Below are 24,827 nucleotides of genomic sequence, written 5' to 3'. Positions count from 1 at the left end.
GATCCGCTTCCTCTCCAATGTCGCATATTTTCCGCCGGGCGCCCGTGGGGGCCGGAGACCCTGCGCCCGGAGACCCCGCGCGGGTTGTTCAACGCCACACGCTCTTGCAAGATGTTCGCAACAAGCCACTATCATCGAACGGTGCATGTGCCTGATGGATTCATAGACGCCCCCACGTCGGTCGCGACCGCAGCGGTCGCCGCCGCCGCGGTCGCCGTGAGCCTGCGCGGCGCGCGGCGCGAGCAGGGGGGAGAGCGCGCCGCGCCGCTGGCCGGCCTGGTGGCCGCGTTCATCTTCGCGGTGCAGATGCTGAACTTCCCCGTCGCCGCGGGCACCAGCGGCCATCTGCTCGGCGGCGCGCTCGCCGCGATCCTCGTCGGCCCCTGCACGGGCGTGCTGTGCGTGTCCGTGGTGCTGCTGATGCAGGGCATCCTCTTCGCGGACGGCGGCCTGACCGCGCTCGGCGTGAACATCACCAACATGGCGGTGGTCACCACGGTCGTGGCGTACGGCGTCTTCCGCGCCCTGGTGAAGCTGCTGCCGCGCACCCGCCGCTCGGTGACCGTCGCCTCCTTCGTCGCCGCCCTGGTCTCGGTCCCGGCGGCGGCACTCGCCTTCACGCTGATGTACGCGATCGGCGGCACCACGGACGTCTCCATCGGCAAGGTCGCGGGCGCCATGGTCGGCGTGCACCTCCTGATCGGCATCGGCGAGGCGGCGATCACGGCACTGACCGTGGGCGCGGTGATCGCCGTACGCCCCGACCTCGTGTACGGCGCGCGTGACCTGCGTCAGCGGCTGCGGCTGCGGGTCGACGGCGAGCTGGTCGACGTCCCGGCGGCCGACGGGGCGGACGCGGCGCCCGTCGCGGCGCGCGCCTCCCGCCGGACGCTGTGGATCTCGGGCCTGGCCACCTCCCTCGTCCTCGCCGGCGTCGTCAGCTTCTACGCCTCCGCCGATCCGGACGGTCTGGAGAAGGTCGCCGCCGACAACGGCATCGACGAGAAGGCCGAGGAGCACGCCTACGCCGATTCGCCGCTGGCGGACTACGGCGTGAAGGACGTGGATGACGCCCGCCTGTCCGGGGGGCTGGCGGGCGTCATCGGCGTCGGGGTCACGGTCGTCGCGGGCACCGCGGTGTTCTGGACGGTGCGCAGGCGGCGCGCGCACGAGGACGCCTCGCCCGTGAGCACGAGCGTCTGACATGGGCGCCGGGCACGCCCACAAGCTTTACCGGCACGGGCACTCCCCCGTGCACGGCCTGCCGCCGCACACCAAGCTCGCCGCGACGATCGCGTTCGTGGTGGTCGTGGTGTCCACCCCGCGGGAGGCGATGTGGGCGTTCGGCCTGTACGCCGTACTGCTCGCCGGCGTCGCCTGCGTCGCGCGGGTGCCCGCCGGTTTCCTGCTCAAGCGGCTGCTGATCGAGGTGCCCTTCGTCGCGTTCGCGGTGCTGATGCCGTTCGTGGCGGAGGGCGAGCGGGTCGAGGTGCTCGGCGTGTCGCTGAGCGTCAGCGGCCTGTGGGGCGCGTGGAACGTGCTGGCGAAGGGCACCCTCGGCGTCGCCGCGTCGGTGCTCCTGGCGTCCACCACCGAGCTGCGCGAGCTGCTGCTCGGCCTGCAGCGCCTGAAGCTCCCGCCCCTGCTGGTCCAGATCGCGTCCTTCATGATCCGCTACGGCGATGTCATCACCGACGAGATGCGGCGCATGCGCATCGCACGCGAATCGCGCGGGTTCGAGGCGCGCGGCGTGCGGCACTGGGGGGTGCTCGCGAAGACGGCGGGCGCCCTGTTCATCCGCTCCTACGAACGCGGCGAGCGCGTGCACCTGGCCATGATCAGCCGCGGGTACGCCGGTGCCATGCCGGTCATCGACGAGGTGACCGCGTCCCGGGCGCAGTGGACGTACGCGCTCACCCTCCCCCTCGCCGCCCTCGTCGTATGTCTGCTGGGATGGACGCTGTGACAGCTTCTCTGGAGGTCTCCGGCCTCGCCTTCGCCTACCCCGACGGCCACCAGGCCCTGTTCGGCGTCGACTTCCGCGTCGCACGCGGCGAACGGGTCGCGCTGCTCGGCCCGAACGGCGCCGGCAAGACCACCCTGGTGCTGCACCTCAACGGCATCCTGACCGGCGGCACCGGCACGGTGAAGGTCGCGGGGCTGCCGGTCGGGCGGGAGCACATGGCGGAGATCCGGCGCAAGGTCGGCATCGTCTTCCAGGACCCCGACGACCAGCTCTTCATGCCGACGGTCCGGGAGGACGTGGCCTTCGGTCCCGCCGCGGCCGGGCTGAAGGGGGCCGCGCTGGAGGAGCGCGTGGACCGGGCGCTGGAGCAGGTCGGCATGGCCGCGTTCAAGGACCGGCCGCCGCACCATCTGTCCTTCGGGCAGCGCCGCCGGGTGGCGGTGGCGACGGTGCTGGCGATGGAACCGGAGATCCTGGTCCTGGACGAGCCGTCCTCCAACCTCGACCCCGCCTCCCGCCGCGAACTGGCCGACATCCTGCGCTCCTTGGACGTGACCGTGCTGATGGTCACCCACGATCTGCCCTACGCGCTGGAGCTGTGCCCGCGCGCGCTGGTCCTCAGCGACGGGGTGATCGCCGCGGACGGCCGGACCGGGGAACTGCTCGCGGACGAGGACCTGATGCGGGCGCACCGGCTGGAGCTGCCCTTCGGCTTCGACCCGCGTGCCGTCCCGGCCGCCCCTGCTCCGACGGGACCCGCGGGAACATCGGCGTGACGATCCTGCTTGGGTGAAGGGGAGAAGCAGGCACCGGGCGGCGGGACGAGGAGTACGGGCGTGGACGTGAACGGCACAGTGGCCGAGGGCTTCGAGCCGGTCCGGGAGGCGTTCGCACGGAACTTCGCGGCGCTCGGGGAGCGGGGCGCCGCGGTGGCCGTGTACCGGGACGGCCGCAAGGTGGCCGACCTGTGGGCCGGCACCAAGGACATCGACGGCACCGCCCCCTGGCAGCGCGGCACCGCGCAGGTCGTGCGCTCGGCGACCAAGGGCGTCGCCGCCGCCGTACCGCTGCTGCTGCGGCAGCGGGGGCTGCTGGACCTGGACGCGCCGGTGGGTGAGTACTGGCCGGAGTTCAAGGCGCGGGGCAAGGAGCGGGTGCTGGTCCGGCACGTGCTGGGCCACCGGGCCGGGCTGCCGGTGCTGGACCGTCCGCTCAGCCCGGCGGAGGCGCTGGACCCGGCGAAGGGGCCCGAGGCGGTCGCCGCGCAGGCCCCGGCGTGGGAGCCGGGCAGCGCCCACGGCTATCACGCGCTGACCTACGGCTGGCTGCTCGACGAGCTGGTGCGCCGGGTGACCGGGCAGGGCGCCGGGGAGTGGATCGCGGCGCACCTCGCCGGGCCGCTGGGCGCCGACTTCTGGCTGGGGCTGCCCGCCGCGGAGGAAGCCGCGGGGCGGGCAGGACGGGTCGGCCGGGTCGACGGCCCCGAGCCCTCCTCCGGTGCGGTGCTGCGCGCCCGGCCCAAGCGGTCGGTGACCGAGGCGTACGCCGACCCCGGCTCGCTCACCCGCCGGGCCTTCGCCGCGATCACCCCCTTCCCGGACCAGAACGACCCGGCGTACCGGGCGACCGTGCTGCCCGCCACCAACGGCATAGCGACCGCCGACGGCCTCGCCCGCGTCTACGCGGCGCTGATCGGCGAGGTCGACGGCGTCCGGCTCTTCGACGAGGCCACCGCCCGGCTCGCCCGCGCGGAGGAGTCGGCCGGCCCGGACCGGGTGCTGGTCGTCAACACCCGCTTCGGCCTCGGGTTCATGCTGCACGGCAGCGCGTCCCCGCTCCTGTCCCCCGACTCCTTCGGCCACCCCGGCCGCGGCGGCTCGCTCGGCTTCGCCGACCCCGCCTCGGGCATCGCCTTCGGCTATGTCACCAACGGCTTCCGCAAGACGGTGACGGCTGACCCCCGCGCGCAGGCACTGGTGCGAGCGGTACGGGAGTCGCTCACGCGGGGCGCGTGACCCTCAGCCCTCGCACCTCATACGTGGATCGGGTGCGAGGCCCGCCCCGACGCCGCGTCGATCTCCCCGTGCGCCTTCGTCAGCAGCTGCATGGCGAGTTCGTTCAGCGCCCGCGCCCCGGCGATCTCCTCACCGACCCGTGGCTGATTCGCGTCGGTGTGGTGGCGGCTCGCGTGGCCCTGGGCCCGTACCTCGGACCCGTCGGGCAGACGCACCATCGCCGCCGCGCGCGTGTGCTGGTCGTCCTCGCTGAACTCCATCTCGACGTGCCATCCCACTGTGGTCCGCATCATGACGATCACCTCCGGAACCGTTGCTTCCAGGGTGCTCCTCCAGCCACCTTCCGCACCACCGCACGCACCCGGAATGGGCGGGCGGTTCCGGGACGTTGAGTGGATCATGACGTCCGACGAGCGCACGATCACCAACCCGGCCACGCTCCACGACCCCACCCCCTTCGGCTACAGCCACGCCGTCTCCGCCCCCGGCGAGACCGTCCACATCGCCGGCCAGTACGCCTCCGACTCCTCCGGCGCCCCCGTCCCCGGTGACTTCGCCACCCAGGTCGAACTCGCCCTGGACCGGCTGCGCTCGGCACTGGCGGGCGTCGGCCTCGGCTACGAGCACGTCGTACGCCTCGGCACCTACGTCGTCGACCACGACCCGGGGAAGCTGCAGGTGCTCGGCAAGGCGATCGGCGCCCGCTTCGGCGACCGGCTGCCCGCCCAGACCCTGACCGGCGTCGCCGCCCTCGCCCTGCCCGGCATGCTCTTCGAGATCGACGCGGTGGCCGTGCGGCCCGCCGAGCGGGACTAACCCGCCCGCAGCATCAGTCCGATCCCCACCACAACCAGGCCCGCCGCCACGATGCGCGGGGTTCCGAATTTCTCCTTGAAGAACACGGCGCCGATCGCCGCTCCGACGATGATCGAGGACTCCCGCAGCGCGGCGATCGGTGCCAGGTCCGCCCGGGTCTGGGCCCACAGGACGAGGGCGTAGGCCGCCACGGACAGGGCGGCGCCGAGCAGGCCGAGCGCGGCGAACGGCCGCAGGACCGCGACTGTCCCGCCCCGCCAGCGGTGGAGCGCGTACGCCGGGATCACCACGCCCTGCACGGTCATCAGCCAGGCGATGTAGCCGAGGGAGGAGCCCGAGGCCCGCACGCCGAGGCCGTCGACGACCGTGTACGCCGCGATGGTCAGGCCGGTCGCGAGGGCCGCGCCGATCGCCGCCCAGTCCGGCCGGCGTCCGCGCAGCCCCCACAGGGCGACCCCGGTCAGCCCCGCGCAGGAGACGACGACGCCGGCGGCCGCCCAGCCGTCCGGTACCTCGTGGGCGAAGAGCGCGGCGAGCACCGTGACGACCAGCGGCGCGGTGCCGCGGGCGATCGGGTAGGCCTGCCCGAAGTCGCCGAGCCGGAAGGACCTCATCAGCAGGGCGTAGTAGCCGATGTGGATCGCCGCGGAGGCGAGCAGATACGGCCAGGCCCCGGCCGCCGGAACCGCCGTGAACGGCATCAGCGCGAGCCCGATCACCACGCCGCCCCCGGAGATCAGGGCGAACCCGGCGAGCTTGTCGGGGATGTGGTGGGCGAGGGCGTTCCAGCCGGCGTGGGTGACCGCGGCGAGCAGGACGGCGGCCGCGACCAGCGGCGTCACGCGTCGCGCTCGCGCACGTCCACCAGGGTGCCGCCGGCGTGGGCGATCAGGGTCTTGGGTTCCATGGGGAAGACGGTGTACGGCGTGCCGGCGGCGGCCCAGACGAGGTCGTGGTCGAGCAGCGAGCGGTCGGCGAGCACCCGCGTACGCGTGCGGTGCCCGAAGGGCGGCACCCCGCCGATGGCGTACCCGGTGGTCTCCCGGACGACGTCCGCCTTCGGCCGGGTGACCTTCCCGGCGCCGAGTTCCCGGCGCACCAGCTCCACGTCGACCCGGGAGGCCCCGTCCATCAGGACCAGCACCGGCACCCCGTCGGCGGCGAAGATCAGGGACTTGCAGATCTGGCTGAGCTCGCACCCGATCGCGGCGGCCGCCTCCGCGGCGGTCCGGGTGGCCTCCGGAAAGCGCCGGATCCGTTCCTGCACGGCACCGAGCCCCAGTTCCTCCAGGGCGGCGGCGAACCGGGGGTGTGCTCCTGAGTCGGCAGTCGTCATGCGGGGCACGCTAGCGGTCCGTGTACGAGACATGCGACCGGATTCGGGGGCGGCGGGAACGAGGAAGCCGGTGAGGGCGCCGCCGTCCCCACGGCGGCCCTCACCGGCTGGTCTCGCTCAGGAGCGGTACGTCAGGCGCGTACCAGCTCCTTGTCCTTGCCGGCGTGCGCCTCGGCCGCGGCCTTCAGGCCCTCGCCCTCGACGTCCACGTTCGGCAGCGCGCGGTCCAGCCACTTCGGCAGCCACCAGGCGCGCTTGCCGAGCAGTGCCAGCACCGCCGGGACGATCGCCATCCGGACCACGAACGCGTCGAAGAAGACCGCGATGGCGAGGCCGAAGCCGATCATCTTGACCATCGACTCGGAGGAGCCGATGAAGCCGGCGAAGACGGCCATCATGATCACCGCGGCGGCGGTGACCACCCGCGCCCCGTGCTTGAACCCGGTGACCACGGCCTGGCTGGGGCTCTCGCCGTGGACGTACGCCTCGCGCATCCGGGTCACGAGGAACACCTCGTAGTCCATCGCGAGTCCGAAGACCACGCCGACCATGAAGATCGGCATCATCGACATGATCGGGCCGGTCTCCTCCACGCCCATGAGGCCGGACAGCCAGCCCCACTGGAAGACCGCGACGACGGCACCGAGCGCGGCGAGCACGCTGAGCAGGAAGCCGAGGGCCGCCTTCAGCGGGACCAGGATCGAGCGGAACACCGCGATCAGCAGGAGGAAGGCGAGGCCCACCACGAGCGCGAGATACGGCACCAGCGCGTCGTTCATCTTCTGCGAGAAGTCGATGTTCATCGCCGTGGTGCCGCTGACCAGCACCTCGGTCCCCGTGTCGGCCTGGACGCCGGCGCCGGTGTCCCGGATCGCGTGGACCAGGTCCTCGGTCTGGGTGGAGGAGGGCTTGGAGTCGGGGACGACGGTGATGGTGAAGGTGTCCCCGGCCTTGTTGAACGTCGCCGGCGCGACCGTCACCACGCCGTCCAGGCCCTTGATCTCGTCGGCCACCTCGGCGGCGGCGGCCTTCGGGTCGTCGCTGCCCTTGGCGTCGCCGACGACCATCAGCGGGCCGTTGAAGCCGGGCCCGAAGCCCTCGGACAGCAGGTCGTAGGCGCGGCGCTGGGTGGTGGAGGTGGGCTGTGAACCGTCGTCGGGCAGACCGAGCTCCAGCGAGCCGACCGGGACCGCGGCGGCGCCGAGCCCGATGATGCCGAACAGCAGGACGGCGACCGGGCGGCGGACCACGAAGCTCGCCCAGCGGGTGCCCATGTTGGGCGTGGCCGGACGGTCCTCGGCGGCGGCCTTGCGGCGGCCGAACCGCTTGCTCCGCGCGCCCGCCGGCTGCACCTTGCGGCCCGCGTAGCCGAGCAGGGCCGGGATCATGGTGAGCGCGATCAGGACCGCGATCACGACCGTGCCGGCCGCGGCGACGCCCATCTTCGTCAGCATCGGGATGTTGACGACCGCCAGACCCACCAGGGCGATCACGACGGTGAGACCGGCGAAGACCACCGCGGAGCCGGCCGTTCCGACGGCGCGGCCGACGGCTTCCTCGCGGTCCCGGCCCTCGGCCAGTTCGGCGCGGTAGCGGGAGACGATGAAGAGCGCGTAGTCGATGCCGACGGCGAGGCCGATCATCATGGCCAGCGTGGAGGTGGTGGAGCCCAGCTCCAGCGCACTGGCCAGCGCGGTGATCGTCGAGACGCCGATGCCCACGCCGATGAGGGCGGTCAGCAGCGGCAGTCCGGCGGCGACCAGCGAGCCCAGGGTGATGACGAGGACGACGGCGGCGACCGCGATGCCGATGATCTCGGTGGAGCCGGTCTCGGGCGTGGCCTGGAGCGCGTCACCGCCGATCTCGACGGTCAGCCCGGAGTCGCGCGCGTCCTCGGCGGCGTGCTCCAGGGCCTCCTTGGTGGACTCCTCCAGCTCCATGCCGGAGACCTCGTAGCGGACCTGGGCGTAGCCGACGCTGCCGTCCTTCGAGACCGACTTGGTCGCGAAGGGGTCGGTGACCGAGACGACCTCGGGGCCGGTGCCGAGGTCCTTCACCGCCTCCTCGACGGCCGACTTGTGGTCGGCGGCCGAGAGCTTCTGGCCGTCGGGCGCCTGGAAGACGACCCGGGCGGTCGCGCCGTCGGCGCTCATCCCGGGGAACCGTTCGTCCAGCAGGTCGAAGGCCTTCTGGGCCTCGGTGCCGGGTATGGAGAAGGATCCGCTGCCCGCTGCGGGCGCGGAGGCGGCGCCGACGCCGGCGAGCGTCAGCAGGGCCACCCAGATCAGGGCGACGAAGTGGCGCCGGCGGAAGGCGAACCGGCCGAGTCGATAGAGAAACGTGGCCACGGAGGCGTACTCCCGGTCATGTCGTGGGGGTGTTCAGGGCAGGGTGGATCAGCCCGGCGACGTGAGCGGTGACGTCAGGTGAGAGGGCTTGCTGGGGAGGTGTCAGCTGGTGGGTGCGCCGAGGGCGGGGAGGACCACGGCGTCGATGTACGAGATGAGGAAGGCCTGGGTCGGCGGCTGTTCGTCGATCATCGTGCGGGCGGCGAACCCGCCGATCATCATGTGCATCACGAACTCGATCGCGGGGTTGTCCGGACGGATCTCGCCGCGGTCGACGGCGCGCTGGATCACGCGCCGCAAGTCCGCCAGCTCCGGTTCGACGAGGTGCTCCCGGAACGCCCGCAGGAGGTCCGGGTTGGAGTGCACCGCCATGGCCAGACCCCGCATGAGTGCGGAGTCCCGCTCCATCTGGCAGTCGTCCGACCGCCTGGTGAGGGCGTGCAGATCGCCCTTGAGCGAGCCGGTGTCGATCCCGTCCAGGGAGCCGCCCGGCTTGCTGTGCCGTACGGCCTTCGCGACCAGTTCGGCCTTGCCGCCCCACTGGCGGTAGAGCGTGGCCTTGCTGGACTTGGTGCGCGCGGCGACCGCGTCCATGGTCAGCGCGTCGTAGCCGACCTCGCGGAGCAGGTCGAGCACGGCTCCGTAGAGCTCGGCCGCCCGCTCGGGGGTGATGCGACTGCGGCGTGCCGCGGCGGTCTCAGTCATGGCTCATCACCTTCTCCCACTCGCGAACGACACGGTTTCGTTTCGTACGGTCCGAAGGTAGCGCAGCCGTCCATCGAAACGAAACGGTTTCGTACGTGTTCTGGGTCACGCCGTCCGCTTGCGTACGAGTTGCTCCTGCCCATCCCGGGGCAAAGCATGAGGAGGTGAGCTATCTTCGCCTCCCTCATCTCAACGGTGACCTGCTGTGCTTCGTGGCCGAGGACGATCTCTGGCTGGCCCCCCTGGACGGACCCGGACGCGCCTGGCGGCTCACCGTGGACCGCACCAAGGCGGGCCACCCGCGCTTCTCGCCGGACGGCGAGCAGATCGCGTACACCAGCTGGCGCAGTCTCGTCCCCGAGATCCACCTGGTCCCGACCGAGGGCGGACCGGCCCGCCGACTGAGCTACTGGGGCAGCCCGGACACCCAGGTCACCGGCTGGACCCCGCCGGACCGGGACGGGACCAGCGACATCCTCGCGGTCGCCTCCCACGGCGAGCCCTTCTCGTACTTCACCTGGGCCTACAAGGTCTCCCCCGACGGCTCCCCCGGCCGCAAACTGCCCTGGGGCCCGGTCTCCGACCTCCAGGTCGCCGACCTGGACGGCGAGCGCAGGACCCTGCTGCTCACCGGCACCCCGCCGCACGAACCCGCCGCCTGGAAGCGCTACCGGGGCGGCGCCACGGGCCGCCTGTGGCTGCACGGCGAACGGCTGCTGGCCGGCCTCGACGGCCATCTGGCCTGCCCCATGTTCGTCGGCGACCGGATCGCCTTCCTCTCCGACCACGAAGGCGTCGGCAACCTCTACTCCTGCGCCCACGACGGCTCCGACCTGCGCCGGCACACCGACCACGACGCCTTCTACGCCCGGCACGCCGCGAGCGACGGGACCCGGGTGGTCTACCAGTGCGCGGGCGACCTGTGGATCGTGGACGGCCTGTCCGACGCGGACAAGCCGCGCAGGCTCGACGTCCGGCTGAGCGGCCCGCGCGCCGGGCGGCGCCGCTACCAGGTGCCGGCCGCCCAGCACGTCGACGGCATCTCGGTCGACGAGACGGGCCGCGCGAGCGCCGTCGTCGTCCGCGGCAGCCTGTACTGGATGACCCACCGCGACGGCCCGGCCCGCACGATCACCGACACGCCCGGCGTACGGGTCCGGCTCCCGGAGATGCTCGGCTCGGTCGGCCAGGTCGCCTACGTCACCGACGCCGAGGGCGAGGACGCCGTCGAGATCGCGTACCTTCCCCGGGCGACCGGGGACCGCGCGCCACGCCGGCTGGCCTCGGGCGAGCTGGGCCGGGTGCTGGAGCTGGTCTGCGACCCCGAGGGCGAGCGCCTGGCCATCGCCGCGCACGACGGACGGCTCCTCCTCCTCGACGCCACCGAGGACTCCGGCGGCGAGGTGACCGAGCTGATCCGGTCGGCCAACGGCCCGGTCCGCGACCTCGCGTTCTCCCCCGACGGCTGCTGGCTGACCTGGTCGCATCCCGGCATCGGCCGCTCCCTGCGCCAGATCAAGATGGCCCGGATCAAGGACCGGTTCGTCATCGACGTCACCAACGGCCGCTTCGAGGACGAGAACCCGGTCTTCACCAGCGACGGCCGCTATCTGGCGTTCCTGTCCTGGCGCGGCTTCGACCCGGTGTACGACGTCCACACCGGCGACCTGTCCTTCCCGCTCGGCTGCCGTCCCTATCTGGTGCCGCTCTCCTCGGCGACCCCCTCCCCGTTCGCGCTGAACCCGGAGGGCCGTCCGGCCGCCGGGGGCCTGGACCCGTTGGAGGAGGGCGGCGAAGGCTGCGCGGTGACCGTGGAGACCGAGGGCCTGGAGAGCCGGGTGACGCCGTTCCCGGTCGCCGCCTCCAAGTACTCGGCGCTGCACCCGGTCGCGGGCGGCGGCCTGGTCTGGCTGCGCTGGCCGATCTCGGGGGCGCTCGGCGAGACGTTCGCCAACCCCGACGACACCAGCGGGCGGCCGACCCTGGAGCACTTCCACATCAGCAAGGCGAAGAAGTCCGAACTCGTCGAGCACCTCGACTGGTTCGCGGTCAGCGGGGACGGCAGCCGGCTCGTCGTGGTCGACGAGGGCGAGCTGCGCGCGGTCCCCGCCACCGAGAGCGGCGACAGCGACTCCACGGTGTGGATCGACGCCCGCCGCATCCTGCACGAGGCCGACCCCGCCGCCGAGTGGCGGCAGGCGTACGAGGAGGCGGGCCGGCTGATCCGCGCCTACTTCTGGGACCCCGGCATGTGCGGCATCGACTGGGACGCGGTGCTAACGCAGTACCGGCCGCTGGTCGAACAGGTGGCGTCCCCGGACGAGTTCGCCGATCTGCTCCGCGAGGTGCTGGGCGAGCTGGGCACCTCCCACGCCTATGTCGCCGCGGCCCGCCGCAACGAGGGCCCGCCCCACTACCAGCGCCGCCAGGGCCTGCTCGGCGCCAACTTCGTGCGCCGCGACGACGGCTGGACGCTCCGGCGCATCCTCCCCGGCGACTCCTCCGACTCCAAGGCCCGCTCCCCGCTCGCCGGGACGGGGATCCGCGAGGGCGCCGTGCTGACCCACGTCGACGGCCGCCCGGTCGACCCGGTGACGGGCCCGTATCCGCTGCTCGCGGGGGCGGGCGGTACGACGGTGGAGCTGACGTTCACCCCGGCCGAGGGCGAGGGACGCTCCCGCCGGGTCGCCGTGGTCCCGCTGATCGACGAACGTCCGCTGCGCTACCAGGACTGGGTGGCCAAACGCCGCCAGGTCGTACGGGAGTTGAGCGACGCGCGCTGCGGCTATCTGCACATCCCCGACATGGGCGGCTCCGGCTGGGCCCAGTTCAACCGCGATCTGCGCATGGAGGTGTCCCGCCCCGCCCTGATCGTCGACGTACGCGGCAACGCGGGCGGCCACATCAGCGAACTGGTGGTGGAGAAGTTGACCCGCACGATCCTCGGCTGGGACCTCACACGCGACGCCGAGCCGGTGTCGTACGCCTCGAACGCGCCGCGCGGGCCGGTGGTGGCCCTGGCGGACGAGGCGACCTCCTCCGACGGCGACATGATCACGGCCGCCTTCAAACTCCTCAAGCTCGGCCCGGTGGTGGGCCAGCGCACCTGGGGCGGCGTGGTCGGCATGACCGGCCGCCACCAGCTGGGCGACGGCACGGTGATCACGGTGCCGATGAACGCGGCCTGGTTCGACGCGTACGGCTGGTCGATCGAGAACAAGGGCGTCACCCCCGACCTGGAGATCCTGCGCACGCCCCTGGACTGGGCGGAGGGCCGCAACACCCAGCTGGACGACGCGGTGCGGCTCGCGCTGGACCTCCTGGAGACCAACCCCCCGGCCGACCCGCCGGACTACTCCCAGGTACCGGACAGGTCGAGGCCGCAACTGCCGCCCCGCGCATGAACCCCCGCGCATGAGAAAGGGTGCCCTCCGATCGGGGGGCACCCTTTCCGCTCGCGCGCAGCGTCAGGCGTCGAAGTCCTGGTCGAAGCGGTCGCGCTCCTCCGGCTGGCGGCGCTCCGGCTCCTCGTCGCGGTCCCGCTGCTTGCCGCGCTGCGAGGCCTGCTCGCGGGCCTGCTGCATCTTGTCCTTGGCCTGCTGCGAGAACTGCTCGGACTTCTCCTGGAACTGGTCCTTCATGCCCATGAGTTTTCACTCCCGTGATGGGTGAGGGGATCAAGCTCGACCAGATTCACATGCCCGGTGACGCTTCGCATGTCGATCAGTTACGGTGCGTAGCCCTCTCCTGTTCGTCGGCCGCGCCGCCCGCCCCGACGAGCCCGATCCGCATCCCGTCCAGCCGGTCCGCGAACCGCCGCATCTCGCGCTGCCCGACCGTCCCGATGACCGCCGGCAGATACCCCCGCACGCCCTGCATCCCGCGCAGCCACCACTGCCCGTACACATGACTGGACCGGCGCTCGATCCCGGCGACGATCCGGTCGACCGCGGGCCCCAGCGGATACGTCTTGTTCGACGGCCACGGCAGCCGCTGCCGCAACTCCCGCATGACGTCGTCCTGGTCGGCGCCGCGCACCATGTCCGTGTCGGTCCAGGACAAGTACCCCACGCCCACCCGCACGCCCTTGTAGCCGACCTCGGCGCGCAGGCTGTGCGCGTACGCCTCCACGCCCGACTTGGACGCGCAGTACGCGGTCATCATCGGCGCCGGGGTGATGGCGGCGAGGGAGGCGATCTGGAGCAGATAGCCGCGGCTCTCCATGAGCACCGGCAGGAACGCCCGCGCGGTCACCGCCGACCCGATGAGGTTCACCTCGATGACCCGCCGCCACGCCACCGGATCGGAGTCCACGAAGGGCCCCCCGGAGGCGACACCGGCGTTGGCCACCACGATGTCGATCTTCCCGAACCGCTCTTTGACCTCCCGCGCCACCCGCGCCATCGCCTCGTGGTCGGTGACGTCGGCGTGCCAGTGGTCGCTCTCGCTGTGCAGCCGATCGGAGACCTGCTTGAGCGCGTCCGGCTCCAGCCCGACCAGCGCCACCTTCGCGCCGCGCGCGGAGAGCTTGCGGGCGAGCAGTTCGCCCACGCCCCGCGCCGCTCCGGTGACGACGGCGACCTGTCCTTCGAGGCTCACCCTGCTCATGCGCCCTCCTTGATCTGTGCGTAAGTGACGACGAGTTCACGAATCCGGGCGCTGATCAGCTCGGGCGCCTCCACCGGCGTCATGTGCCCGATGCCGGGCAGCTCGGTGAGCCCGACGCAGGCGGGCAGCGCGGCGGCCAGCGACCGCGCGTGCACCGGCGGGGTGAGCCGGTCGGCGGTCCCGACGACGACGGCGGCCGGTACCGTCATCTCCCGTATGCCGTGGTCGAGATCGAGCAGGTCCAGCACCTGCGACCAGGAGTGCCGCACCGCCCGCGGACAGGCGTGCACGATCCGCGCGCACGCCTCGACCATGTGCGGCGCCGAACCGGGCCCCATGGTGGCGTACTTGAGGATCCGCCGCGCGAGCGGTGTGACCGGCCCGAGCGGCGCCCGCGACCCGAGCACCCGCTTGGTCAGCCACGTCCGCAGCCGCCCGGCCCGCATCGGCAGGACCGTGGCCTGGGCCACCAGCCGCGACGATCCGGTGCTGCACAGCAGCACGGCGGCCGCGTGCTCCCGGAAGGCCGGCCGCCCGGCCGCGGCCAGCACCGTCATCCCACCCATGGAATGCCCCACGATCACGGCCTTCTCGGCCGGCGCGAGGGTCTCCTTCAGTACGGCTTCCAGGTCGTCGGCGAGTGCCTCGGTCCCGCAGGCCCGGCTCGCCGGGCTGCGTCCGTGGCCGCGCTGGTCGTAGGCGATGACCCGGTGGTCGGTGGCCAGTTCGCGGATCTGGGCCGCCCAGAAGGCGGTGGAGCAGGTCCAGCCGTGGGCGAGGACGACCGGGGGCGCGCCGTCGGGGCCGTGCACCTCGACGTGCAGGCGCGCGCCGTCGGCGGAGGTCGCGGCGAGTTCGCGGGTGGGGGTGGGCGGCGCGTAGGGGCCGGAGCTCACGTGCGTCAGGCGGCTCACGCGTCCACCTCCGAGCGCTCGCCGGCCCCGGCGGACCCCTCGGCCACGGCCGCGGCACTCGGCGCACCCTCGTGCTCCCCGGCGCGCACGACGGTGTACTCCGCGAGATCCACCCGCCGGGTCGCCCGCCGGAACTCGCTCGTGGTGCCCGGCCAGATGGTGGTGTTGCGCCCGTTCTCGTCCAGGTACCAGCTGGTGCAGCCGCCGGTGTTCCACACCGTGCGCTTCATCCGCTCCTGCACCCGCCCGTTCCAGGCGTGCACGGCCTCCGCGCGGGCGTCGAGCGCGACCCGTCCGCCGAGCACGTCCAACTGGCGCAGGAAGTCGGCCAGGTAGTTGAGCTGGCTCTCGATCATCAGGATCATCGACGAGTTGCCGAGGCCCGTGTTGGGCCCGATGATCGTCATCCAGTTCGGGAAGCCGGCTGCGGACGCACCCCGCAGGGCCTCCATGCCGCCCTTCCACGTCTCGGCCAGCGTCTGCCCGTCGGCGCCCACGACCCGGTCCGCGATGGGCATGTCGGTGACATGGAAGCCGGTGCCGAAGACGATCGCGTCGACCTCGGTCTCGGTGCCGTCGGCGGCGACGACCGTCGAGCCGCGGATCTCGGCGAGCCCGCTGGCGACGACGTCGACGTTCGGCCGGGCGATCGCCGGGTAGTACTCGCTGCTGAGCAGGATCCGCTTGCAGCCGATGCGGTAGTCGGGGGTGAGCTTGGCGCGCAGGGCCGGGTCCTTGATGGCGCGGGTCATGTTCTGCCTGGCCAGCTTCTCCACCAGGCCCAGCTCGTTCGGGCGCTTGGTGAACGCCTGGACCTGCAACTCCCGGATGCCCCACAGCAGTCCGCGCCGGGCCTGGGTGGTGAAGGGCAGCCGCTTGTGCAGCCAGCGCTCCGCCCCGCTGATCGCGCGGTCCATGCGCGGCATCACCCACGGCGGGGTGCGCTGGAAGAGGGTGAGCCGGGAGACCTCCGGCTGGATGGCCGGCACGATCTGGATGGCGGAGGCACCGGTGCCGACCATGGCGACGCGCTTGCCGCGCAGGTCGTAGTCGTGGTCCCAGCGGGCGGAGTGGAAGACCTTGCCCGGGAAGGAGTCCAGCCCCGGGATGTCCGGCACCTTCGGGTCGGACAGCGGCCCGGTCGCGGAGACGACGACGTCGGCGGAGAGGTTCCCGCTGGTGGTCTCGATGTCCCAGCACAGCCGCTCGGTGTTCCACGCCATCCGCTTCACCTCCGAGTCGAAGCGGATGTGCGGGCGCAGCCGGAACACGTCCGTGACGTGCTCCAGGTAGGCGCGGATGTGCTCCTGCCCGGAGAAGGTGCGCGGCCAGTCCGGGTTGGGCGCGAAGGAGAAGGAGTACAGGTGGGAGGGGACGTCACAGGCACAGCCGGGATAGCTGTTGTCCCGCCAGGTGCCGCCGACGCTCGACGCCCGCTCCAGGACGACGAAGTCGGTGACGCCCTCGCGCCGCAGCCGCACCGCGGCCCCGAGCCCTCCGAACCCGGATCCGACCACCGCCACCCGTACATGCTCGTGTTCGGTCATCCCGAAGCCCTCCACAGCCGTGCGACTCTGCCAGTAAACACTGGCGCAATGGGAGGGTAGAGCAGCTCCGTACTCATGGGTAGGGGGTGGACGAAGGAAAGTTACCCCCGGTACGCCATAGGCTTCCCGCGTGGCAGAAGACGCTGGACGACCCGAGGGCCGACACGAGTACCGCATGGAGGAGCTGGCCCGGCTGGCCGGCATCACCGTGCGCACCCTGCGTTTCTACCGCGAACGAGGGCTCATCCCGCCACCCCGCCGCGAGGGCCGTATCGCCTGGTACGACGACCGCCACCTGGCCCGGCTGCGCACGATCTCGGCCCTGCTGGAACGCGGCCACACCCTCAGCGGCATCGCGGACCTCGCCGAGGCCTTCGACCACGGCCGGGACGTCGCCGACCTGCTCGGCATGGACACCCCCACCGAGGAGATCCCGGTCCGCCTCACCCCCGAGGAACTCGCCGACCGCTTCGCCGGCGAGGTCACCCCGGAGAACTTCGCCGCCGCCCTGGAGCTGGGCTATCTCGCCACCGACGGCCAGGACATCGTCCACATCAGCGGCCGGCTGCTGGAGGTGTCGGCGGCCCTGGTCCGCGAGGGCATCCCGCTGGCCGAGGTCCTGGCCGCGGGCAAGGAACTGCGCGTGCACGCCGACGTCCTGGCCGACCTGTTCGCCGACCTGATCCTGCGCCACGGCACCGAGGAGGACCTGCCCCGCCTGCGCCCCCTCGCCAAGAGCGTGGTGGAGGCGGAGCTGTCCCTCGCCCTGGACAGGAGGCTGCGCAAGCGGTCGTAGGCAGTCCTAGGGCTGCCGGCGGTCGTAGACCACCGTCACCGGCGCATGGTCGGACCAGCGCTCCGCATGACTGGCGGCACGTTCCACGAACCCCTTGACCGCCCGGTCCGCGAGCCCCGGGGTGGCCATCTGGTAGTCGATGCGCCAGCCCGTGTCGTTGTCGAAGGCCCGTCCCCGGTACGACCACCAGGAGTACGGCCCCTCGGTGTCCGGGTGCAGGGCGCGCACGACGTCGACGTACCCGCCCTCGGCCGGGTCGAGCACCCGCCCGAGCCAGTCGCGCTCCTCGGGCAGGAACCCGGAGTTCTTGGTGTTGCCGCGCCAGTTCCGCAGGTCCGCCTGCTGGTGGGCGATGTTCCAGTCGCCGCAGACCAAGACCTCGCGCCCGTCGGCGGCGGCACGCTCACGCAGCTCCTTGAGGTAGGCCAGGAACTCGCCCATGAAGCGGACCTTCTCGTCCTGGCGCTCGGTGCCGACCTCCCCGGAGGGCAGGTACAGGGAGGCGACGGTCACACCGGGCAGATCGGCCTCGACGTACCGTCCGCTCGCGTCGAATTCGCTCGACCCGAAGCCGACCTGGACCCGGTCGGGCGCGCGCCGCGCGTAGAGGGAGACCCCCGCGCGTCCCTTGGCGGCGGCGGGCGCGTGCACGACGTGCCAGCCCTCGGGCGCGCGCACGGCCTCGGGCAGCTGCTGGGGCTCCGCGCGCACCTCCTGGAGGCACAGCACATCGGCGGCGGTACCGGCCAGCCACTCCACGAAGCCCTTCTTCGCGGCGGCACGCAGCCCGTTCACATTTACGGAGGTCACAGTGAGCACCCGGGCACGATACCGGCACACTGGACGGAGTCCAGATTCCGACTGCCCATGAATGTACGGTTGCCCGCATGCACATACGTCGCGTCCCCTTCGACCACCCCGACGCCAGGAAGCTCAACGACGCGGTCCAGGCCGAGTACGACGTCCGCTACGGAGACGGCGGGGACGCCACTCCCATGGACCCGGCCGACTTCGAACGGCCGAACGGCGTGTACCTGATCGCCTACGACGCGTACGACTCCCCGGTCGCCTCGGGCGGCTGGCGCGTCCAGGACGCCAACGGCGAGGGCAACCTCGACGGGGACGCCGAGCTGAAGCGGATGTATGTGATCGACGCCATGCGCGGCCGTGGCCTCGCCCGGCGCATCCTCGCCGCTCTGGAGGAGGACGCCCGCGCGGCCGGCCGGCTGCGCATGGTGCTGGAGACGGGCACGAAGCAGCCGGAGGCCGTCGCCCTGTACCGCTCCAGCGGCTATGAGCCGTGCGCGAAGTTCGGCTACTACCGCTTCCACGATCTGAGCCTGTGCTTCGCCAAGCCGCTCACGCCCTGATGCGGGCCCGCCGCCCCCGGGCGGCGGGGAGTTCGGAGCAAGTTCGGGGCACAAAAAGATCCCGCCCGATCAACCGATCGGACGGGATCTCATCAACTGCCCTGATTTCTCAAGTGCAGTTGTTGCGGTGGACCTGAGGGGATTTGAACCCCTGGCCCCCTCGATGCGAACGAGGTGCGCTACCGGACTGCGCCACAGGCCCTTGCAACGAGTGAAACTCTAGCATCCCGATCCGCCCGCCTGGAAATCCGTTCCCGGCGCCTACTCGTTGGCCGCGCGCGGCCGCCCGCCGTCGTCGTACTGGTCGAACAGGGGGGTGCGTCCCCGCTCACGGGCCCGCCGCGCGGACGCGGCCCGGCGGGCGTCACTGCGCCCGCCGCCGTCCGCCGGCTCCTCGTCGGCCGCCGCCTCCGGCTGCCCGGCCGCGTCCGCGCGGGACTCCGTCTCGTGCTCCGGCGCGACCGCGCTGGAACGCGCCGAGCTCCACGCGTCCGGCGCCCCGAGATCCACATCGGCGGTGGCCCGCGGCGCGACCGGCGCGGTCACATACGTCGGCAGCGGCACCGGCACCGGGTCCCAGCTGTCGCCCTGCCCCGGCCGCCGCTGACGCTCGCGCTGCTGGTCGACCCACTCGGCGTGATCGGTCTGCTCGACCAGCGCCCGCCGGTCCGCGGCCAGCGCCGACAGCCCCGGGTCGGTCCCCGCGGCGGGTCCCTCGCCGGGCTCCTCCGGGTGCGCGCCGGGGTCGGCGGGGGTGCGCCGACGCGGCTGGCGCGCGCGCTCCTTCAGCCGCTGCGCGGCGACCTCGGCACGACGGCGGTCCATCTGGTAGGCGAAGCGGCGGCGCTCCTGGCTGCGCAGATACGCGATGTATCCGCTGAGCAGCACGGCCGGCACGCCGGGCGCCCACAGGAAGGCGAGCCCTCCGACGGCGGCGACGATCGTGCCGCAGGTGAAGGCGAGGAAGAGCATCACGGTGGTACGCCGTCGGCGGGCGAGCACCTTGGTGCGCCGGGCGCGCGCCGCGGCTGCCTCGGCGGCGGCCGTGGGCGGTGTGCGCCGTGCGGCGGGGACCGCCTTCTGAGGCTGCTGGGCCGGGGCGGGTTCGGGCGTCGGGGCGGCGGGCTGCGCGCGCGCCGGTTCGGGCCGTTCCCTCTCCTCCGCCCGCTCCTGGGCCCGCTGCTCCGCGCGCTCCTGCGCCCGCTCCTCCGCGCGCGTGGGCACCACCGCCTGCGCCTGGGGGCGCGTCGGAGGCATGGCGAAGGCCCGGACGTCCACCGATGCGGTGACACCGTCCGGGTCGACGGCGCTGGGCTCCCCCTCGTCGGCGGAGCGCGCACGCAGGTCCTTGGCGTACCGGCGCTCCATCCCGGCCCGTCCGGACAGCAACCGGATGGCTGTGCTGAAGCGTTCCGTCGGACGGGCCTCGTTCAGCTCGTCCTGCCTACGGAGCCACATCGGCACCAAGTAGGCGGCCCAGGCCCCGACAATGACTGCGTAGATGAGGCCGCTGCTGCTCACGCCTCACACGGTAGAGGGGTTTGTGTGAGGCCATCTGCCAATTGAGCCGGTGTGTCGCACGATCTGGCTGATATTTCGAAATTTTTTTGTGACCGATGCGATCAGCAGATCGCACAGGACGGGTAATTCAGGGTGCCGAGACGGTCACACTGCGATCAATTTCGAACACTTATTCAATTACCGGGGTTGTGCGGGATTCCCCTGCGTGTGCGGTGTGTCCGGCGCCAGCGGCTCAGCAGCCCGTCCGGCACCTCTTCCGCCGTGAGGGCGAACACGAGATGGTCGCGCCAGGCGCCGTCGATGTGGAGATAACGGGGCCGGAGCCCCTCCGCACGGAATCCGAGTTTCTCCACCACCCGGCGGCTCGGTCCGTTCTCCGGGCGAATGCAGACCTCGACGCGGTGCAGTCCGACGGTCCGGAAACAGTGGTCCACCACGAGCGCCACGGCCGTGGGCATCACCCCGCGGCCGGCGACGCTCTCGTCCACCCAGTAGCCGACGTGCCCCGAGCACATGGAGCCCCAGGTGATCCCGGCGACCGTCAACTGCCCCACCAGACGGCCCTGGTACTCGATGACGAAGGGCAGCATGCGGCCCGCGTTCGCCTCGGAGCGCAAGTGCCGGACCATCTGGCGGTAGGTCGGCCGGTGCGTGATCGGCCCGCTGGGGGTGGGCGGCGGAATGGTCGCCTCCCAGGGGCGCAGCCAGTCCCGGTTGCGCCGGTTGACCTCGCGCCAGGCCCGCTGGTCGCGCAGCTTTATCGGCCGGAGGACGACATCGCCGTCCGCCAGCACGACGGGCCAGGAAGGGCTGTTCAGCTCGCACCCCCGCTGCCGGCGCCGGGTCTGGGGTGATCGCCGCCGCGGAGCTGGTCGACGGCGTGCACCAGCAAGGGCTCCAGGACGGCGAGTCCGTCCTTCACCCCGCCGGTGGAGCCCGGCAGGTTGACGATCAGCGTGCGACCGGCGACCCCGGCCAGTCCCCGGGAGAGCGCCGCGGTCGGCACCTTCTCGCGTCCGAACGCCCGGATCGCCTCCGCGATGCCCGGCACCTCGTGGTCGATCACCGCGCGGGTCGCCTCGGGCGTGCGGTCGGTCGGTGAGATGCCGGTGCCGCCGGTGGTGACGACGACGTCGTACCCGGCGTCCACGGCGGCACGCAGCGCGGCCTCCACGGGATCCCCGTCGGGCACGACCTGCGGGCCGTCGACGGCGAACCCGAAGCGCTTCAGCCCTTCGGCGATCAGGGGGCCGCCCTTGTCCGCGTAGACGCCCGCGGAGGCGCGGTTGGAGGCGGTCACGACGAGGGCGCGGCGGGTCCCGGCGGTCATGCCCGGCTCCAGTCGCCCGACTTGCCGCCCGTCTTCTCCTCCACCCGTACGTCGGTGATGACCGCTCCCTTGTCGACCGCCTTGACCATGTCGATCACGGTGAGCGCGGCGACGGAGACCGCGGTGAGGGCCTCCATCTCGACGCCCGTGCGGTCGGTGGTCTTCACGGTGGCCCGGATCTCCACGGCGTCGTCCGCGACCGACAGGTCCAGTGTCACACCTGACACCGACAACGGGTGGCACAGCGGGATCAGGTCCGGGGTGCGCTTGGCGCCCATGATGCCCGCGATCCGCGCGGTGGCCAGCGCGTCGCCCTTGGGCACGCCCTCGCCGCGCAGCAGCTCGACCACGCGGGGCGAGACCAGGACGCGCCCGCTCGCGCGGGCGGTGCGCGCCGTCACGTCCTTCTCCGATACGTCGACCATGCGGGCCGCGCCCGCCTCGTCGATGTGGGTCAGTCGGTCCTGCGTACTCATGCTGTGTGGCGCTCCCGGTCCGGGCCCGTGGCGGTGCGGCGCTGGGCCTGCTGTGCGCGACACGGTACCGCCAAGTCGGCGCGCGCACCGGAGCAGGACCGGCACGCGCGCGTGCGCTCAGCCGAGCAGTACGACCTCGACCTCGGCGCCGGGCTCCACGGACTCGGTGTCCTCGGGGACGACGATCAGCGCGTCGGCGTGCGCGAGGGCGGCGACCAGGTGCGATCCGGCGCCGCCGACCGGGGTCACGGCACCGTCGGCGTAGCTGCCGCGCAGGAACTGCCGGCGCCCCTTCGGCGAGGTCAGCGCCTTGTCCGCCGTCAGGGTCGCCGTCGCGCGCGGCCGGTGGACGTCCTCCAGGCCCATGAGGGTGCGGATCGCGGGACGGACGAACAGCTCGAAGGAGACGTACGACGAGACGGGGTTGCCGGGGAGGGCCAGCAGCGGGGTGTGGTCGGGGCCGATGGAGCCGAAGCCCTGGGGCTTGCCGGGCTGCATGGCGAGCTTGCGGAAGTCGATGCCGCTGCCCGCCTCGTCCTCGTCGGCGACGGACTGCAGCGCCTCCTTGACGACGTCGTACGCCCCGACGCTCACCCCGCCGGTGGTGACCATGAGGTCGGCGCGCACCAGCTGGTCCTCGATGGTGTCGCGGAGCGTCTCGGCGTCGTCGGCGACGGCGCCCACGCGGTAGGCGATGGCACCGGCGTCCCGGGCGGCCGCGGTGAGGGCGAAGCTGTTGGAGTCGTAGATCTGGCCGTCGCGCAACTGCTCGTCGGGCTGGACGAGTTCGCTGCCGGTCGACATCACCACCACGCGCGGGCGCGGGCGTACCCGGACCGTGCCGCGGCCGATCGCGGCGAGCAGCGCGATCTGCGGCGGGCCGAGGACGGTGCCGGCCTCCAGGGCGCGGTCACCGGCCTTCACGTCGCTGCCCTTGGCGCGCACATGCGCGCGTGCCGCGGCGGGCCGGTACACGTGCACGTGTCCGGAGGCGCCCTCGGGGGCGAGACTGCGCGCGCGCATCCCGGCCACCGGGCCCTCGCCGAGGCCGCCGTCGGACCACTCGACGGGGACGACCGTCTCCGCGCCGGGCGGCAGCGGGGCGCCGGTCATGATGCGGGCGGCCTGGCCGGGGCCCACCTGAAGCAGCTCCGCCTGCCCCGCGGCGACGTCCCCGACGACCTCCAGGACCGCCGGGAACTCCTCGCTCGCGCCCGCGACATCGGCGACGCGCACCGCGTACCCGTCCATGGAGCTGTTGTCGAACGGCGGCAGGGAGACCGGCACCGTGACGTCCTCGACCAGGACACAGCCCTGGGCGTCGAGGAGTTGCAGCTCGATGGGTTCGAGGGGGCGGACGGTCGCGAGGATGTCCTCCAGGTGTTCGTCCACCGACCACAGGTGGTCCCGGCCGGTGGTGCGGGGCGCGGCGCTGCTCAAAGTGGCTACATCTCCTCGGCTACGTAACGGCGAAGCCAGGTCCGGAAGTCCGGGCCCAGGTCTTCACGTTCGCATGCGAGTCTGACAATGGCACGCAGGTAATCGCCACGGTCACCGGTGTCATAGCGGCGCCCCTTGAAGACGACGCCGTGCACCGGGCCGCCGACCTTCTCGTCCTCGGCGAGCTGCTGGAGGGCGTCGGTGAGCTGGATCTCGCCGCCGCGACCGGGCTCGGTCTTGCGCAGTATGCCGAAGATGTGCGGGTCGAGGACGTACCGGCCGATGATCGCGTAGTTCGACGGGGCGTCCGCGGCATCGGGCTTCTCCACCATGCCGGTCACCTTGACGACGTCGCCGTCCTCGGTGGGCTCGACGGCCGCACAGCCGTAGAGGTGGATCTGCTCGGGAGCGACCTCCATGAGCGCGATGACGCTGCCGCCGTGCTGCTCCTGGACGTCGACCATCCGCTTGAGCAGCGGGTCGCGCGGGTCGATGAGGTCGTCGCCGAGGAGGACGGCGAAGGGCTCGTCGCCCACGTGCGGGGCCGCGCACAGCACGGCGTGGCCGAGACCCCGGGGGTCGCCCTGGCGCACGTAGTGCATGGTCGCGAGGTCGCTGGACTCCTGCACCTTGGCGAGCCGGCCGGCGTCGCCCTTCTTCTGAAGGGCGGACTCCAGCTCGTAGTTGCGGTCGAAGTGGTCCTCCAGGGCACGCTTGTTGCGGCCCGTGATCATGAGGACGTCGTCGAGGCCCGCCGAGGCGGCCTCTTCGACCACATACTGGATCGCCGGCTTGTCGACGACCGGCAGCATCTCCTTGGGAGTGGCCTTGGTGGCCGGCAGGAACCGGGTGCCGAGACCTGCTGCGGGGATGACAGCCTTGCTGATCCGAGGGTGCGACTGAGTCATGCGCGCAACCTTATCCGGTGCCTTTGTAGTGAATCTGTGGCTCCGGTTAATTAGCTCTCATATGAGCGTATTGAAAGGGTACGGGTACGACCATTGCGTCAGATCGGACGTCCGGCTGAGCCTGACAAGCGAACGTTGCGGCGAGAGTTCCTCGCGGTGAGAAACAGGTTGACGGCCGATGACCTGCGGGAGTCGGCGGTCGCGCTGGCGGGCCGCGCGCTGGAGCTGCCCGAGTTGGCGCAGGCGCGCACGGTGGCGGCGTACGTCTCCGTCGGGAGCGAGCCGGGCACGCCGGCGCTGCTGGACGCGCTGCGCGCGCGGGGCGTGCGCGTCCTGCTCCCCGCGCTCCTGCCCGACAACGACCTCGACTGGGGCGCGTACAGCGGCGACGGCTCCCTCGCGCGGGTCCGGCACGGCGGCCGGATGGCCCTGTTCGAGCCGTCCGGGGAACGTCTCGGACCCGACGCCGTTTCCACCGCGGACGTGGTGCTGCTGCCCGGGCTCGCGGTCGACGCGCGCGGCATGCGCCTGGGCCGCGGCGGCGGCTCCTACGACCGGGTGCTCGCCCGCCTGGAGCGCGCGGACGCGCACCCGGCGCTGGTGGTGCTGCTGTACGACACGGAGGTCGTCGAGCACGTCCCGGCGGAGCCGCACGACCGGCCGGTGCACGCGGTCGTGACGCCGACGCGCGTACGCCGCTTCCCGGCGCCCTGAGCGCCCTTCCGTCCGTT

General features: G+C 72.4%; 25 protein-coding genes and 1 tRNA gene. 9 read left to right on the top strand and 17 right to left on the bottom strand.

The genetic code is table 11. The features are described from left to right. The first annotated feature begins 141 nt into the window (after positions 1-141). Genes ACFYW5_RS19700 through ACFYW5_RS19685 form a run of 4 tightly spaced genes read left to right on the top strand, consistent with a single transcriptional unit; the run spans position 142 to position 3,981 of the window. Positions 142-1,203 carry an energy-coupling factor ABC transporter permease gene (locus ACFYW5_RS19700; RefSeq protein ID WP_389418292.1) on the top strand — a complete coding sequence of 354 codons (1,062 nt, stop codon included), beginning with the start codon at positions 142-144 and terminating at the stop codon, positions 1,201-1,203. A gap of 1 nt (position 1,204) precedes the next feature. Continuing rightward, on the top strand, positions 1,205-1,966 hold the full coding sequence (gene cbiQ, locus ACFYW5_RS19695; protein ID WP_389418291.1) for a cobalt ECF transporter T component CbiQ: 762 nt from the start codon (positions 1,205-1,207) through the stop codon (positions 1,964-1,966). Beyond that, entirely contained in the window at positions 1,954-2,742 is a 789-nt protein-coding gene (locus tag ACFYW5_RS19690; RefSeq protein ID WP_389418290.1) for an energy-coupling factor ABC transporter ATP-binding protein, read from the top strand. Before cbiQ ends, ACFYW5_RS19690 begins: the two co-directional genes overlap by 13 nt. Before the next feature lie 60 nt (positions 2,743-2,802). Further along, on the top strand, positions 2,803-3,981 hold the full coding sequence (locus ACFYW5_RS19685) for a serine hydrolase domain-containing protein (protein ID WP_389418289.1): 1,179 nt from the start codon (positions 2,803-2,805) through the stop codon (positions 3,979-3,981). 17 nt (positions 3,982-3,998) lie between these two features. Here the strand turns inward: ACFYW5_RS19685 and ACFYW5_RS19680 are convergent, their stop codons facing one another. After that, the gene (locus ACFYW5_RS19680; RefSeq protein WP_389418288.1) at positions 3,999-4,274 is read right to left on the bottom strand and encodes a DUF1876 domain-containing protein; all 276 of its coding nucleotides are present in this window, start codon (positions 4,272-4,274) and stop codon (positions 3,999-4,001) included. Between the two features lie 106 nt (positions 4,275-4,380). Between ACFYW5_RS19680 and ACFYW5_RS19675 the strand changes: the two genes are divergently transcribed. Further along, positions 4,381-4,797, top strand: coding sequence for a RidA family protein (locus tag ACFYW5_RS19675; protein WP_389418287.1), 417 nt, complete (start codon positions 4,381-4,383; stop codon positions 4,795-4,797). Here ACFYW5_RS19675 and ACFYW5_RS19670 read toward each other — a convergent pair. From ACFYW5_RS19670 to ACFYW5_RS19655, 4 genes are all read right to left on the bottom strand, one after another. Then, on the bottom strand, positions 4,794-5,639 hold the full coding sequence (locus ACFYW5_RS19670; protein WP_389418286.1) for an EamA family transporter: 846 nt from the start codon (positions 5,637-5,639) through the stop codon (positions 4,794-4,796). The two genes, ACFYW5_RS19675 and ACFYW5_RS19670, sit on opposite strands and share 4 nt — an antisense overlap. Beyond that, positions 5,636-6,166 carry a YbaK/EbsC family protein gene (locus ACFYW5_RS19665; RefSeq protein ID WP_389418285.1) on the bottom strand — a complete coding sequence of 177 codons (531 nt, stop codon included), beginning with the start codon at positions 6,164-6,166 and terminating at the stop codon, positions 5,636-5,638. The genes ACFYW5_RS19670 and ACFYW5_RS19665 overlap by 4 nt, the downstream gene beginning before the upstream one ends. Before the next feature lie 98 nt (positions 6,167-6,264). Beyond that, positions 6,265-8,481, bottom strand: coding sequence for an MMPL family transporter (locus tag ACFYW5_RS19660; RefSeq protein ID WP_389418284.1), 2,217 nt, complete (start codon positions 8,479-8,481; stop codon positions 6,265-6,267). Positions 8,482-8,583: 102 nt separating this feature from the next. Beyond that, positions 8,584-9,186, bottom strand: a complete 603-nt coding sequence (locus ACFYW5_RS19655) for a TetR/AcrR family transcriptional regulator (protein WP_389418283.1) — start codon at positions 9,184-9,186, stop codon at positions 8,584-8,586. Between the two features lie 164 nt (positions 9,187-9,350). Between ACFYW5_RS19655 and ACFYW5_RS19650 the strand changes: the two genes are divergently transcribed. Further along, positions 9,351-12,590 (top strand): S41 family peptidase, encoded by a 3,240-nt coding sequence (locus tag ACFYW5_RS19650; protein ID WP_389418282.1) that lies wholly within the window; start codon positions 9,351-9,353, stop codon positions 12,588-12,590. A gap of 63 nt (positions 12,591-12,653) precedes the next feature. Here the strand turns inward: ACFYW5_RS19650 and ACFYW5_RS19645 are convergent, their stop codons facing one another. The 4 genes from ACFYW5_RS19645 to ACFYW5_RS19630 form a co-directional block, all read right to left on the bottom strand. Beyond that, on the bottom strand, positions 12,654-12,833 hold the full coding sequence (locus tag ACFYW5_RS19645) for a hypothetical protein (protein ID WP_250077555.1): 180 nt from the start codon (positions 12,831-12,833) through the stop codon (positions 12,654-12,656). A gap of 76 nt (positions 12,834-12,909) precedes the next feature. Beyond that, complete coding sequence (locus ACFYW5_RS19640; protein ID WP_389418281.1) at positions 12,910-13,794, bottom strand: SDR family oxidoreductase; 885 nt, start codon at positions 13,792-13,794, stop codon at positions 12,910-12,912. Next, complete coding sequence (locus tag ACFYW5_RS19635) at positions 13,791-14,708, bottom strand: alpha/beta fold hydrolase (protein WP_389418280.1); 918 nt, start codon at positions 14,706-14,708, stop codon at positions 13,791-13,793. The genes ACFYW5_RS19640 and ACFYW5_RS19635 overlap by 4 nt, the downstream gene beginning before the upstream one ends. Next, positions 14,705-16,255: a flavin-containing monooxygenase gene (locus ACFYW5_RS19630; protein ID WP_389418278.1), complete on the bottom strand. Its 1,551-nt coding sequence runs from the start codon at positions 16,253-16,255 to the stop codon at positions 14,705-14,707. The genes ACFYW5_RS19635 and ACFYW5_RS19630 overlap by 4 nt, the downstream gene beginning before the upstream one ends. Before the next feature lie 175 nt (positions 16,256-16,430). Between ACFYW5_RS19630 and ACFYW5_RS19625 the strand changes: the two genes are divergently transcribed. Next, positions 16,431-17,051 (top strand): MerR family transcriptional regulator, encoded by a 621-nt coding sequence (locus ACFYW5_RS19625; RefSeq protein ID WP_389418433.1) that lies wholly within the window; start codon positions 16,431-16,433, stop codon positions 17,049-17,051. A 6-nt stretch (positions 17,052-17,057) separates the two neighbouring features. Here ACFYW5_RS19625 and ACFYW5_RS19620 read toward each other — a convergent pair whose 3' ends face one another. After that, the gene (locus ACFYW5_RS19620) at positions 17,058-17,891 is read right to left on the bottom strand and encodes an exodeoxyribonuclease III (RefSeq protein ID WP_389418277.1); all 834 of its coding nucleotides are present in this window, start codon (positions 17,889-17,891) and stop codon (positions 17,058-17,060) included. A 47-nt stretch (positions 17,892-17,938) separates the two neighbouring features. On the opposite strand from ACFYW5_RS19620, the gene ACFYW5_RS19615 reads away from it, so the two are divergent. After that, positions 17,939-18,421, top strand: a complete 483-nt coding sequence (locus tag ACFYW5_RS19615; RefSeq protein WP_389418276.1) for a GNAT family N-acetyltransferase — start codon at positions 17,939-17,941, stop codon at positions 18,419-18,421. Positions 18,422-18,549: 128 nt separating this feature from the next. On the opposite strand, the gene ACFYW5_RS19610 is transcribed toward ACFYW5_RS19615, so the two are convergent. From ACFYW5_RS19610 to galU, 7 genes are all read right to left on the bottom strand, one after another. Next, positions 18,550-18,623: transfer RNA gene (locus ACFYW5_RS19610), tRNA-Ala, on the bottom strand. A 59-nt stretch (positions 18,624-18,682) separates the two neighbouring features. Further along, positions 18,683-19,942, bottom strand: coding sequence for a gephyrin-like molybdotransferase receptor GlpR (gene glpR / locus ACFYW5_RS19605; RefSeq protein WP_389418275.1), 1,260 nt, complete (start codon positions 19,940-19,942; stop codon positions 18,683-18,685). Positions 19,943-20,115: 173 nt separating this feature from the next. Further along, on the bottom strand, positions 20,116-20,736 hold the full coding sequence (locus ACFYW5_RS19600; RefSeq protein ID WP_389418274.1) for a GNAT family N-acetyltransferase: 621 nt from the start codon (positions 20,734-20,736) through the stop codon (positions 20,116-20,118). 20 nt (positions 20,737-20,756) lie between these two features. Then, positions 20,757-21,272 carry a molybdenum cofactor biosynthesis protein B gene (locus ACFYW5_RS19595; RefSeq protein ID WP_389418273.1) on the bottom strand — a complete coding sequence of 172 codons (516 nt, stop codon included), beginning with the start codon at positions 21,270-21,272 and terminating at the stop codon, positions 20,757-20,759. Then, a complete protein-coding gene (gene moaC / locus ACFYW5_RS19590) occupies positions 21,269-21,748 on the bottom strand; it encodes a cyclic pyranopterin monophosphate synthase MoaC (RefSeq protein ID WP_389418272.1) in 480 nt (159 codons plus the stop codon). The genes ACFYW5_RS19595 and moaC overlap by 4 nt, the downstream gene beginning before the upstream one ends. Positions 21,749-21,865: 117 nt before the next feature. After that, complete coding sequence (glp, locus tag ACFYW5_RS19585) at positions 21,866-23,188, bottom strand: gephyrin-like molybdotransferase Glp (protein ID WP_389418271.1); 1,323 nt, start codon at positions 23,186-23,188, stop codon at positions 21,866-21,868. Between the two features lie 5 nt (positions 23,189-23,193). Further along, positions 23,194-24,096, bottom strand: a complete 903-nt coding sequence (galU, locus tag ACFYW5_RS19580) for a UTP--glucose-1-phosphate uridylyltransferase GalU (RefSeq protein WP_389418270.1) — start codon at positions 24,094-24,096, stop codon at positions 23,194-23,196. Positions 24,097-24,189: 93 nt separating this feature from the next. On the opposite strand from galU, the gene ACFYW5_RS19575 reads away from it, so the two are divergent. Then, entirely contained in the window at positions 24,190-24,810 is a 621-nt protein-coding gene (locus tag ACFYW5_RS19575; RefSeq protein WP_389418269.1) for a 5-formyltetrahydrofolate cyclo-ligase, read from the top strand. The last annotated feature ends 17 nt before the right edge of the window (positions 24,811-24,827 follow it).

Origin of the sequence: Streptomyces sp. NPDC002779 (assembly GCF_042888685.1) — a bacterium.
GTDB lineage: Bacteria > Actinomycetota > Actinomycetes > Streptomycetales > Streptomycetaceae > Streptomyces.
Note: the sequence above shows the minus strand (reverse complement) of the source record. Positions and strands in the feature narration are given on the sequence as shown.